This is a genomic window from Pseudarthrobacter sp. NPDC092202 (genome assembly GCF_044755505.1).
In the GTDB taxonomy this organism is placed as follows: domain Bacteria; phylum Actinomycetota; class Actinomycetes; order Actinomycetales; family Micrococcaceae; genus Arthrobacter.
Map to the genome: position 1 here is coordinate 100369 of NZ_JBIVRG010000006.1, position 11964 is coordinate 112332.

Below are 11964 nucleotides of genomic sequence, written 5' to 3' on the forward strand. Positions count from 1 at the left end.
TCCTTTCCGTGGTCAGACAGACGCGGGGATCTGCTCTTCGATGACGGCCTGGACGCGGGTCTCGCCGCGGAAGGTGTTCAGCTGCAGCTTCGCGATGAAACGCAGCGTTCCGACCTCGGTGCGGCTGGCCGACCGCGTCAGAGCCGAAATCTCCGGCTCCTTCTCCTCGGCGACGTTCCACCACAGGCAGGACAGCCCCGACCTGGTGACCAGCCGCAGGTGCTTCTTGCACAGGCGGCACACGCGGTAGCCGCGGGCGTTGGTCATCAGGTTGGCGTCGGTGCGCTCATGGCCGCAGTCAGTATCGGAACCGATCCGGTCCACCCGCAGCCCGAGGGGCTCGACAGCGATTTCGACCACCGGCTCGACGAAGCCGTGGCCGAAGGGCCGCAGCGCTTCCACACGCCGGACGAAGCCGACCAGAGGCTCCAGGTCGTCCAGGCCAGCATCGCAGTCCCGGTCCGGGCCCAGGACCAGGTCGGCCCGGCGCTCATCCTGGACGACAGCCAGCAGGGCAACCTGCGTGGCCTCCCGCAATGCTTCGACCAGACCGTCGAGCAGTTCCGCCCGGTCGACCTTGACGCCGCAGGCCTGCTGGTGGCCCATGGCGCGCATGCCGTCCTGGTGCTCGAGCGTGTCGATGATGCCGAACCACGACGGTGCCCGGCCGGAGCCTCCGACGTAGTCATCCGGCCCGGCGGGACGGTTGAGCACGACGACCGGGTGGCCGTGGCGCTCCATCAGCCGGTTGGCGAGCAGACCGTACATGCCCGGGTAAGCCTCGGAGAAGTAGACCCAGGGGGCCAGCGGCTGATCACCCTCCTCGAGCTCCCGGGCGTGGACCTCGACAAGCTCCTTGCGGCTCTCGTTGGTCGCGATGACCTGGTGTGCCGCCTCGAGCATCAAGTCCTGGTCAGGCGCGGTGAACACGCCGAAGCACGGTGCGAGCGGGTCGCCCGTGCGGCGCGGGGAGTTCATCGCCGGCGCGAGGTAGAACCCGTAGAAGCCCTCGTCGATGCTGTCGATGTCGCGGACCTTGCCTGCCTGGCCGAAAGCCTTCAGCAGGACCGCGAAGCCCTCGAAGGCCCGGACGAAGGCCGGGTGGTGCGGGTCGACGCGCAGCAGCTGCATCAGCGTCGACTGCCCGACGTCGATCGCCTCGGGGTCCGGGTCGAAGCCCCAGGGGGTCGGGACCGTGCGCGGCGCGGGCGCGTACAGCAGCCGTGCGATGGACAGCGAGTCGCGCACCAGCTGCCGGTTCTCGTACAGCACGGGCATGACGTCGGAGACGGTGCCCAGGCCGGCGAACAGGCGCAGCAGGCGGATCTCCCAGAGCTTCTCCGGCCGGTGGACGCGGGCATAGGCCTCCAACACCTGGTAGAGCACGTGCGCGCCGCAGATGCCGGTGTTGGCGTAGGTCTCGTCCATCCGACAGGGGTCGACGGTGACGTCGGCGCTCGAACCGGGTTCGAGCTCCTCGTGGTGGTCGGTGACCAGGGTCTTCCATCCCAGAGCCCGGGCGGCGGCGATCCCGCGGTGGGAGTTCACTCCCCCGTCGCAGGTCAGCAGGACCTTGGTGTCCGGCCACGTCGCGGCGATCTCTGCAATGTCCTCGGGCGTGAGGTCGTGGCCGCGGCGGTAGTCGGGCACGTGCAGCTCGACGTCGAAGCCGAGCTCTGACAGTCCGGCGTAGCCGAGCACACCGGAGGAGATCCCGTCCATGTCGAAGTCAGGGGCGATGGTGACCTTGTGGCCGGCGGCCCGGGCGTCTTCCAGGGCCTCGACCATCTCGGCCAGGCCCAGGAGCTCGTCGTGTTCAGCTGATTCGATCTCGCGGAGGTACTCGTCGGTCCAGCCGCGGCGCTGGCACATCAGGGCGAACAGGTCGACGCCGTCGTCCGTCAGCGGATGGTCGTCGACGGTCTGGAGAATGGTCATGGTGGGGGGCCTCTCGATCGTGTCGAATGGTCGGTTTACAGGGGTGGGGAAAGGCACGCACTGGCAGTGTGATTTTAGCAGTGTGGCAGGTGGATTATGCTGGTATTGCAGTGTTTTCGGCCTAGGATGAAGGCATTCGAAAGATCTGTCGTTCTGGCGCGCCCAAAGACTTCTCTAAGGTGGTTCGGATCGTCTACCATTCAAGACATGGCTATTCGAAATATTGTGGAGTCGGACATCAGTGGCAAGCCGGATGCTGCCACAGTCACCTTCGGACTGGGCGACACCTGGTTCGAGATAGACCTGACCGACGAAGAGCGCAAAGAGCTTGAGAAGAATCTCAAGGAATACATCAGTAAGGGTCGAAAGGCCACTAAGAAGGGCGAGAAGAAGCGACTCGTGCCCGAGACGACGCCCGAGGAACGTGAGGAGATCCGTAAGTGGGCGCGCGAGAACGGTCATGAAGTGCCCGAGTTTGGTCGCATTCCGAAAGCTGTCATGAAGGCCCACGATGAGGCACACGGCATCGAGCGGACTCTCTAGCCTCACCCTTTCCGCAGTCTTTCGGGCCATACCGGAGAGATTTCCGGCCACCTATTCGAATCAAGGATCGACAGCCCTGCAGCACCAGCTGCAGGGCTGTTGTCATGTCCGGGGTGTGCACTTGTCAGAACGGAGGCAGGCGCGGGTGGATGATGTCTTCGACCTCGATGCTTGCAGCCAGGGCGCGGGAGCGGGCGTGCACGGTGCCATGTGAGAAGTGCCCTGGCGTTCCGGGCATCAGCTGCTGCTGGCCGGTGCGTTGGTCGCACTTGCTGCAAAGGTCCAGGAAGGCGGCGACACGGACCTGCGTTCCCCCGGCGCGCATGGCGACGAGGGCATCGACCATCCGTTGGTTCCGGGTGAAGCCCGCCGCCTTGGGCTCAGCGCTCCAGTCGGCCGGGAACTCAATTACTTCGAAGCCGGCAGCCCGCCACAGCCGCTCGGCCATGGCGTCAGCACCCTTGGGACAGTGCCCTGACAGGAGCACGGGTCGGGCGACCGCAGACGGTCCCCAGGCTCTCCAGGCCTCGTTCAAAGCCGCCTTCATGGCCTCCGCGGCGTCCCAGGTTCGGGAACCGGTCACGAGCAGGGCATGGCTGAATCCACTGGTCATCGTGATGCCTCCCGGCTGGTCATCTTGGTCATCGGCATAGATCCCGCCTAGGCCGCCGCGGTGGCAGTCCGGATTGTGATACTCGTCTGTCGCTGCATCATTCGCGTTCTCTTTCGCCGCAATGTTTTCCGGAATGATTCCCGGTGTTCCTTCTCAGTCGGCAGGTCACTACGCGGCAGCTGCCGACGCCTGGGCACCGTTGACCCTGGCAACGCCGCGTTCGTAATGGATTGCCACCCGGACCTTCCGGTCCTCGCTGAGCGGTGCGACGTGAAGGGTGTATCCACCGTCCATGTCGCGCTCGAGGTAGGCGACGCAGACCGTGCCGCTCTCTTCATCGTCGAAGTCGACCTTGCCAAAGCTCTCCGCCGGAGTCGCCGCAGTGACTCGCTCTCCGTAGGGGATCCACGGCTTGGCCTCGCACCTGGCTCCGGTGTCGTAGGGCGAGAGCTGCGGCTGTCGCCGGCGTGCGGACCTGGATGCCTTCCGGGCGTGTGTCATGACGATGCCTCTTCTGTTTCTCGGGATGCAGGTGTCGGGCATCGAGTGCAGGTCCCGCCAGGGGTCCGCGGAGACTCGATGTACGGTCCAGCTCCCGTGCCAGCTCCGCTGGCCTGACGGCCCACTGGTGAACCGTGTCGGGAACTGCTCCGACTGGGCCGCGCAGCGGGCCGGCCGACGGGCCGTCCTCCTCGGACAAACCTGGTGCGCAGCGCCAGGTGATCCACCGCCTGGCTGCACCCTTTGCCGCGTCGTCCACCTGTGGACAAATGCGGCGGGGCAGGCGGGGGCGTCCTCCACTCAAGCGCAGCGCTGGGCATAGCCGGAGGGAGCGCAGCGACTGACGGACCGGCGAGCGAAGCGAGCGGTGGAACCTGTCGGCTATGCCGACCAACAGCGTCTCGAAGCGCAGCGAGAGACCGGAGCGAAGCGGAGGGTCCGCAGGACCGCTGTTGCCAGGTTCCCTTATGCCCTTTTCCTCTCTTGCCGCCATTTCGCCATTCCACGGCTGGAGCGTTAGCGGAAGCCTGGAATATCAGGGGAAACGACCCGTACACCCTTGACCCGTACACCCCCTCTCCATCCGCGCAGCGGGTGTACGGGTCACGTCGTTTCCGCTGGATTTACGGGCTTTTGGGTGTACAGCCCTTTTGCCGTCCGCTGCAACGCCGTACGGATGCATCTTCCGCACCACCGCGAGGCACGAGCGGGTACCCGTACAGGTCCTCACACGTAGCGTTAGCGACGTCGGGCGCAGCCCGGTCCGCACCCCCTGGTGCATCCTGCTGCCGCAGGCGCATCAGACCCGGCGCGCAGCGGTCCACCACTCCTCGCGACCTGTCGCGTCAGGCTGTGGAAAACTCTGCTGTCACAGCACTGCACTGATCTGTCGGTGCGCTTGTCGCACCGGTGTGCGGGCGCTCACTCCGGCTCTGTTTCGCGGTCGCGCCAGCACCTGTCGCTCCGCGTCCGAGGCGGGCCCCCACCGCTTCCTGGCCGGGGTCCGTTCCGGGCCGACCGCCTGCACCTCCTGGTGGCAGCTGCACCCCCGGACGAGCGACAGCGAGTCCTCGACGGCCACCGCCCGGCCTGTCCCTCGTGGACGCATCAGAAGAGGAGCTTTCCCGGGAAGCATGAAGCCTCCCTGGATCCAACGGGAGCCCCCGCTTCCACAGCGTCACCGAGCCGTCCGGGTCTCCCATCAGGTGCAGCTTCCTGGAGAGGCTCACGGGTTCTCACCTTCTGGACCCCCACCGCCCGTGAGCCTCTCCAGGAAGCGGAGTATTTGCCCTTTCGCTCCATGCGGGGCCCTACTACCCGGTTCGCCTTTTCCCTCCGCTCTCCCTGCGGCCCCCGGGCGGGTCGGTGACGCCACAGGCGCAACCACAGCTGCTCCACCATGTTCCGACAGCTCTTCCGCTCGCTCCAGGACTGTCGCCAGGTACCGGTCCATGCCGCATCGCTGGACCCCTTCTGGTCCCCGAGTGGACAGATCATTGCACCGGCATGGCCAGACAGGGACACAGACCAGACCCATACAAGACCCGAGAGAGTCCAGAAAGGCCATTCAGACCCCATTGAGTTCCGGAGGGCACTCCTCGGGGCCGCTTCGGGCGTCCTGCTGGTCCCATGATGGTCTCTTACAGGTCTGCTCTGGTCCGGCTCGCGACGGTGGACTGTTGCTGGTCTCTTCGAGGGCGCTTCTGTGCTTTGTGTGGGACCACCGAGCGCCCTCCAATGTGCCGTGGCCTGATCGAGGTCTTCTGCTGGTCCGCAGCGGACCGCGTGCCGGTCCCGGGTGAGCCCTTGATGAGTCCTGTGTCTTCTGGTTCCTCGGCTGACCCGTGGTCTTCTGCGGGTCCTGCCGGCGGCTCCCACGGGCCCCGCCGCGGCCAGGGGTCGCTCACGGTGATGCAGGCCTGATCTGCTGGTGGCCTTTTGCTGGTCTTGGCGTGGTCCTTGCAGAGACCATTGAAAGACCAGTAGAATGATGACTGATAAATGAGTCGAAAGGTCCTCGACTGGCAGTAGCGCCTCGGGGACCGCGCATGAGAGGGGGCCGCGATGACCGAGGACAGTGTCCATCAGCACGAGGGCGCAAGGGGGTGCTCGCAATGACCGATAAGGCCGAGCCGCGCCGTCTGCGCTGGAGCGTCCCGCGGGCCGACGAGTCGACGAACCGGTGGCTCGACGAGCAGTACGACATCTCGAGGTCGCTCCAGCTGTTGATCCGCGAGTCCATCCAGCGCGACGGCTACATCGACGTGGTCAACCGTCCCGTCGAGCAGCTTCCCCGGCGCGGCCGCCCGCCGCAGGGCGAGCAGGACCCTGGGCGCAGCGAGGCCCATGAAGGAGAGGAACGTGGCGATGACGGCCGTGACGGGAGTGAAAGCCAGCACGAGAGTCGCGAAAGCCGTGACGAGGCTGCCGTGCCTGTTGCTGTTCCTTCAGAGCCCGTGCAGCGCGTCGAGGCAGCCCAGGCTGTTCAGCCGCCGCCCACGCCTCCCGTCCGCGAGCCCCACCCTGTTCCCGTCGAGGAGCCTTCTGTCCCTTCGGGGCTGGACGCCTTCCTCACCCGCTGATCCGCACCGCACTTCCTGAGACACCGACTTCCTGACCGAGAGGGACACAACCATGAGCAACACCCGCACCGCCGGGAAGACCATCCAGCTCACCGGCGGCATCGACGTCGGCAACGGATACGTCAAGGGCGTCATCCGCGGCGAGGTCCACGGCAAGGAGGTCTTCGACACGATCGACCTTCCTTCGGCCGTGGTGAGCACCTCGCGCTCCACGCCCAAGGTGCCCGAGGCTGACTCGGATGCCTTCAAGATCGTGGTGGAGGACGACTTCTACAACCGCGTCGCCGCCTCGTTCACCACTCCCCTGATCGGGCACTCGGACCTGCGCACCTTCGGCCGCGCGGCACTGAGCACCCCGGGGTCGAAGTTCACGCAGTTCGAGGTCGTCGGATCCCGCTCGAAGGCTGACCAGGAACTGAGCTCGGTGCTTGTCCTGGGCGTCTTCGCCGCCAAGGCCCTGCGCGACTATGTCCGCGAGCACGGCGCGCTGCCGGACCGCGAGCTGCGTGCCTCAGTGCGCACGGGCCTCGCTCTGCCGATTGCCGAGTACGTGCAGCGCCGCAGCGCCTACGCTGCCCAGTTCGTGGGACTCCTGGGCGCGGCTGACCCCACGGTGCACCTGGTGACCGTGAAGAACTTCTCCACGCCGGTCACCGTGCGCCTGCAGTTTGAGGATGTGCAGGTCCTGCCCGAGGGCGCGTCCGCGCAGTTCGCGATCACCGACAAGGGCGCGCCGCTGGCGCAGGCTCTGCTGGACGATCTTCTGGCCTCGGACCCCGAGGAGGCCGCGCGCCTGCAGGGTGTCACCGCCGAGCTGCTGGTCGGTGTGCGCAACACCGTCGGCGTCGACGTCGGCGAGGGCACCGTGAACTTCCCCGTCTTCACCGACGGCGCGTTCAACTCCGAAGCGGCCAGCACGCTGGACCAGGGCTACGGCACCGCGCTGACGAACGCGCTGGACCGCATGAGCACCAGCGGAGACAAGGACCTGCGGTTCAAGAACCGCAAGGCGCTGGCCGACTTCCTGCAGCAGGAGCCCAGCGTATTCCTCCAGGGCAGGTTTGACCGCGCCAAGGGTTACGTCGACGAGGAGGCCGAGTACCTGGCCGAGGAGATCGGCGCACGCTTCGAGGACGTCCTCGCCGAGGTCGGCGGCACCACCGAGGTGGTGTACGTCTACGGCGGCGGTTCGGGCCCGATCAAGGAGATCCTGCGCCCTGTCCTGCAGAAGGCCGCCGGCGGCATCCCGGTGCTCTACCTCGACGCCGCGTACTCGCGCCACCTGAACCGTGAGGGCCTGTACCTGGCGGCGAAGGCCGTCGAGATCCAGAAGCCCGAGGGCAAGCGCAGCAAGGCCGCGGCGTGATAGTCGCGCCTGGCCCCTCCGTGGCCGTGACCGAGCTGCTGGCCTTGCAGGACGAGCAGGGTCAGCTCCTCGGTCGGCTGACTGAGCTCGATGTGCGCCGGACCGAGCTTCTCGGCTCGCTGGCCGGGGCTCCGGCCCCGGCCGCTGGGACCCACGCCGTCGACTGGGACGACGAGGCGGAACAGTCGCCCGACGTCGTCGTGCACAAGGGCGTCGAGCTCGGCGGCCGCGTGATGCTCGATGAGGACGTCTACGAAGGCGTGCACACGCCGCCACGGGTCTACGTCTTCGAGGAGTATGACTCGGAGGCGACCGCCGGGTCGAACTGCACGCTCGTCAATGTGGCGAGCGGCGACTGGACGGTCCGCGGCATTGGCGAGCTGGTGCCGGTGGACGACGACCAGGAGAGCTGAGCCGTGGCCGCGCCGGTCAACTACTCCACGAAGATCTCGGCGGCGCAGACCGTCGCCGAGATGCAGGCGCTGCTCGCGCAGCACGGGGCCCGCCGGATCAGCGTCGACTACGACGCCTCCGGCGTGCCCAGTTCCTTGGACTTCCTGCTCGCGACGCCGCATGGTCAGCGCGGCTTCTCTCTTCCAGCCAGCGTCGACCGCATGGAGGCGCTGCTGCGGAAGGAGGACGCCGCCGGCCGGCTGAAGGCGGGATCGCGCGCCGAGCGGACCAGCCGGGCCCAGGCTGAGCGTGTTGCGTGGCGCGTGATGAAGACCTGGCTCGAGGCGCAGCTCGCGCTTGTGGCCGCCGGGATGATCGACGTCGACCAGGCGCTGCTGGCGTTCCTGCAGGTCGATGCGGCGGGCCGGACGCTCTACGAGGTCTACAGGGAGCGTGAGGCGGCTGCTCTTGAGCTGACGCGCGGTGACTCGGACTGACCCGGGTCCGCGTGGGCGAAGAGCCCTTCCTGATCATCGAAAGAGGATCAGGAAGGGCTCTTCGCATCTCTCGGCATCAATGCCGCGTCCTGTCTGAATTGCATTCGACATGCGAGAATTGACGTATACGAGTCGATGTTCGCTGTTATCGCGATAGAGCATCGACAGACGAGGCACGACGAGGGGATGCATTGATGACGATCGCACAGAGCCGGCCCGATGAGGGGTACACGCCGTGACGGGTCCGGAGGTCGCCCTGTACGCGCTCGGTGTGGTGATCTTCCTGGCCGCGATCTTCGTCTCGATCGCGCTGCACGAGCTGGGGCACCTCTACTTCGCGAAGAAGTTCGGGTGCCGGGTGAGCCAGTACATGGTCGGTTTCGGTCCGACGGTCTGGTCCCTGAAGAAGGGCGAGACCGAGTACGTTATCAAGCTCATCCCGCTCGGCGGCTACGTGAAGATCATCGGTATGTTCCCGCCCGAGACGGACCGCGAGCAGCAGATTTCCCGCGGCGAGCAGGTGCCAGCCGATACAGCAGCCGCGCCGGCACGCCAGGAAGCTCACAGCGACGTCCTCGTTGCAGCCAGCGCCGCGACCCCGGATGCGCCCCTCACGCTGCGCAAGTCCAACACGGGCCTGTTCGCACAGATGGTCTCGCAGACCCGGGCGGCGGAGTTCGAGCTCGTCGAACCCGGCGACGCTGACCGTCTGTTCTATAAGCTGCCCGCGGCGAAGAAGATCCTGGTGATGGTGGCGGGCCCCGGGGTGAACATCGCCTTGGCGCTCCTCTGCTTCCTCTGTGTCTATGGCATCTACGGCGTGCACTCGGTCGAGCCGACCGGCCGCCCTGCGGTTTCCGTCGTCTCCGACTGCGTGATCCCCCAGGACGCCAAGCGCACTGCGTGCCAAGACAGCGACCAGGTCTCCCCCGCCCGGGCGGCGGGGCTGCGTCCCGGCGATGTGGTCGTCAGCTTCAACAGCCAGCCAGTCACCTCGTGGTCACAGCTGTCGGACCTGATCCACGCCAACGGCGACAGCGTCGCTGCCATGGAGGTGGAGCGCGATGGTACGCAGGTGAAGCTCCAGGCCTCGCACACGATCGCCATGCCGCGGGACCTCGATGGTGGCGGCCCGAAGCAGACCGCGACAGTGGGCTTCCTCGGTGTCGAGCCGGAGTCCCGCGAGGTGGTGACCAGGCACGGCCCGGTCTACACGATGGAGCGCATGGGTGAGATGACCGGGCACGCAGTGTCTTCCATCGTGCAGCTGCCCGCCCGGGTGTACAACGTCGCCCAGGCGATCTTTGGTCAGGGCGAGCGTGCCCAGGACCCTCCCATGTCGGTCATCGGTGGATCCAGGCTCGCCGGCGAGGTCGCGGCATCTACCAAACCCGGCCTCGACATCGGCGGCAAGGCTGCGCTGCTCGGGCTGGTGGTCGGCTCGTTCAACCTCTTCATCGGGGTGTTCAACCTGATACCGCTGCTGCCGCTGGACGGCGGCCACATCGCGGGCAGCGCTTTTGAAGGGGCCAGGCGCTGCCTGGCACGGCGGTTCAGCCGACCTGATCCCGGTCACGTCAACGTCGCCAGGCAGCTGCCGGTCGCCTACGTGATCGGCTTGGCGATGCTGTCGATGAGCCTGGTGCTCATGGTCGGCGACATCGTCGTGCCGCTGAAGTCGGGGCTCTGACGGGACCCGCACCAGCCCTCGACGAGACCATCCACCGCCCAGTACCAGACCACACACCGATCAGAAGGGATGGAGACCCATGACCGACCACGACGAGACCCGGAAGAGTCCAGCAGGAGACCCGAACAAGACCAGTAAGAAGCCACAGAGCCTCGTCTCCCGGCTGCGGCAGATCTACGAGGACCGGCCGGTGGCTTTCGCCGTTGGCCTCATCGGCGTCTCGGCACTGCTGTTCCTGTGCGGCGGGATCCTCTCCGGTGACGTGCGCTTGCCCTTCAGCTCCGGCTGGTAGCCGGAGTATCCGGTCCGCTGGAGAAAGGAGTGACCAGAGAAAAAAAGAGACCCCGCCGCCGGAGCTGATGCTCCTGACAGTGGGGTCTCTGCTGTAGTGCTGGTTCTCTGGTTCAGGCACGGTCGGGCCTGCGGATCACTTTGACCGGCAGCACTGCTTCCATGGCCATGAATTTGAGGAAGGCCTTCACGCAATCGGGACAGAGGAAGAACCACGGCTGGATGTAGTGGAATTTCAATGTCCGCCATACGTGGGCGGCCGGGTCGTAGTTGTCTGAATTTTCATGGGCAACATCCGACTCCGTCTCAATTCCACAGCGATCACATGAGGTGAGAGTTACCTGCCTGCTTCCCATCAGGTTCCTTTCTGAATTTTGCGACATGCGGCATGCTGATCAGTCGATGCCATGCTCGGCCGACAGGGCTGCAAGATCGTGGCTGAGATCTTCCATCGCGGCGATGGCGGCCCTGGTGCACTGCTGGGTCGCAGGGCAGCAGAGCGAACGGCGCAGACCTGCTCCGACGATCTCGACGGCCGGCATGTACTTGAAGAGCATGCGGTACATGCGCGAATCCTGGCCGTGGCCGAGCTGGTGCCGGATCGAACCGGCGTTGTCCTTCAGGTCGCTGGCCTTGATGAGCAGCGCCCGGGAACCGGAGTTGGCAAGCCGCGTGAGGTGCTCCTCGTAGGAGGTGCTGCCGTTAGGGGTGGTCACCGCCCCAACGAGCACCGAGACGCGCCGGCCGTACAGCCGCGCCAGACAGCCCAGGGGATCCTCACCCGGCTGGCCGAAAGCAGCAAGCAGCTCTTTGCCGCAGTCCTCGACGACATCATGCAGCAGTGCTGCGGCAATCAGTTCAGCGTCGGTGACGCCCCAGCGCAGGAGGCGCAACGCCACGCGCAGCGGATGCTCGATGTACGGCACGCGAGGCATGTCTCCCCTGATGAAGCGGGTCTGCTTCCGGTGCAGGAACGAGGCCGTCGCAGCTGCGCGGGTCACGAGCTCCGTGTTCGTGGTGCCGGGCATGAGGTGTTGGATCTCCCGCTCGAGTTCGAACACGAGCATCGCAGGGTCCATTTGCTTGAGCGGGACACGCGTCGTGGTCAGGGTGGTCATGGCTCTTCCTTTGTTCGGGATGGTTCTCTTGCTGTTGCAAAACACCAGGCGCTGCCCCGCAGCGCGTGAACCCGCCTCAGAGACAGAGCGAGAGCCCCGGCCCCGCGCCGGAGCGCAGGAGCCGGGGCTCTGGTGGGATCAGGCAGGGCGACTGGTCATTGGTGCTGGCTGGGCTGGGTGTCGTTGTGACGGCGTAGCCGGGCAGCCCAGGTCTTCAGGCCCAGAAGTCCAGCAGCCCAGACAGCACCGGACAGGACCACGAGCACCACGCTCGCCGTCCAGTGGCCGGTCCAGGCGCTGGCTGCGATCGCGGGCAGCAGGGCGAGGACGTTCAGCACGATCCCCGTGACGAGGAGCGTCCTGCCGACACTCCGGAGGATCCGCTCGCGGCGGCCGGTGGTCTGCATCGTGTCAGGCATGGTGGTTCACGCT

The 11964-nt window shown here is 66.3% G+C and carries 13 protein-coding genes; 7 read left to right on the plus strand and 6 right to left on the minus strand.

From position 1 onward, the window contains the following. Nucleotides 1-12 precede the first annotated feature (12 nt). A complete protein-coding gene (locus ACIQF4_RS11540; protein ID WP_400514752.1) occupies nucleotides 13-1938 on the minus strand; it encodes a DHH family phosphoesterase in 1926 nt (641 codons plus the stop codon). Between the two features lie 207 nt (nucleotides 1939-2145). On the opposite strand from ACIQF4_RS11540, the gene ACIQF4_RS11545 reads away from it, so the two are divergent. Then, nucleotides 2146-2481 (plus strand): Lsr2 family protein, encoded by a 336-nt coding sequence (locus tag ACIQF4_RS11545; RefSeq protein WP_056387574.1) that lies wholly within the window; start codon nucleotides 2146-2148, stop codon nucleotides 2479-2481. Between the two features lie 124 nt (nucleotides 2482-2605). On the opposite strand, the gene ACIQF4_RS11550 is transcribed toward ACIQF4_RS11545, so the two are convergent. After that, complete coding sequence (locus ACIQF4_RS11550; protein WP_256248776.1) at nucleotides 2606-3094, minus strand: SLOG family protein; 489 nt, start codon at nucleotides 3092-3094, stop codon at nucleotides 2606-2608. 168 nt (nucleotides 3095-3262) lie between these two features. Continuing rightward, nucleotides 3263-3595 (minus strand): hypothetical protein, encoded by a 333-nt coding sequence (locus ACIQF4_RS11555; RefSeq protein WP_400514755.1) that lies wholly within the window; start codon nucleotides 3593-3595, stop codon nucleotides 3263-3265. A 2114-nt stretch (nucleotides 3596-5709) separates the two neighbouring features. Here ACIQF4_RS11555 and ACIQF4_RS11560 point away from each other — a divergent pair. From ACIQF4_RS11560 to ACIQF4_RS11585, 6 genes are all read left to right on the plus strand, one after another. Beyond that, nucleotides 5710-6177, plus strand: coding sequence for a hypothetical protein (locus tag ACIQF4_RS11560; protein WP_256248774.1), 468 nt, complete (start codon nucleotides 5710-5712; stop codon nucleotides 6175-6177). A 52-nt stretch (nucleotides 6178-6229) separates the two neighbouring features. Next, a complete protein-coding gene (locus tag ACIQF4_RS11565; RefSeq protein WP_400514758.1) occupies nucleotides 6230-7543 on the plus strand; it encodes a hypothetical protein in 1314 nt (437 codons plus the stop codon). Between the two features lie 26 nt (nucleotides 7544-7569). After that, nucleotides 7570-7956: a hypothetical protein gene (locus ACIQF4_RS11570; RefSeq protein ID WP_256248772.1), complete on the plus strand. Its 387-nt coding sequence runs from the start codon at nucleotides 7570-7572 to the stop codon at nucleotides 7954-7956. Nucleotides 7957-7959: 3 nt separating this feature from the next. Beyond that, nucleotides 7960-8433, plus strand: coding sequence for a hypothetical protein (locus tag ACIQF4_RS11575; RefSeq protein WP_256248771.1), 474 nt, complete (start codon nucleotides 7960-7962; stop codon nucleotides 8431-8433). 235 nt (nucleotides 8434-8668) lie between these two features. Next, the gene (locus ACIQF4_RS11580; protein WP_400514760.1) at nucleotides 8669-10123 is read left to right on the plus strand and encodes a M50 family metallopeptidase; all 1455 of its coding nucleotides are present in this window, start codon (nucleotides 8669-8671) and stop codon (nucleotides 10121-10123) included. Nucleotides 10124-10202: 79 nt separating this feature from the next. Continuing rightward, entirely contained in the window at nucleotides 10203-10415 is a 213-nt protein-coding gene (locus tag ACIQF4_RS11585; protein WP_142938850.1) for a hypothetical protein, read from the plus strand. 112 nt (nucleotides 10416-10527) lie between these two features. Here the strand turns inward: ACIQF4_RS11585 and ACIQF4_RS11590 are convergent, their stop codons facing one another. The 3 genes from ACIQF4_RS11590 to ACIQF4_RS11600 all read right to left on the minus strand — a co-directional run bounded on the left by ACIQF4_RS11590 (nucleotide 10528) and on the right by ACIQF4_RS11600 (nucleotide 11951). Continuing rightward, the gene (locus ACIQF4_RS11590; RefSeq protein WP_142938849.1) at nucleotides 10528-10770 is read right to left on the minus strand and encodes a hypothetical protein; all 243 of its coding nucleotides are present in this window, start codon (nucleotides 10768-10770) and stop codon (nucleotides 10528-10530) included. A gap of 39 nt (nucleotides 10771-10809) precedes the next feature. Further along, nucleotides 10810-11532 carry a hypothetical protein gene (locus tag ACIQF4_RS11595; protein WP_400514762.1) on the minus strand — a complete coding sequence of 241 codons (723 nt, stop codon included), beginning with the start codon at nucleotides 11530-11532 and terminating at the stop codon, nucleotides 10810-10812. 155 nt (nucleotides 11533-11687) lie between these two features. Further along, nucleotides 11688-11951, minus strand: coding sequence for a hypothetical protein (locus ACIQF4_RS11600; protein ID WP_256248769.1), 264 nt, complete (start codon nucleotides 11949-11951; stop codon nucleotides 11688-11690). Nucleotides 11952-11964: the final 13 nt, after the last annotated feature.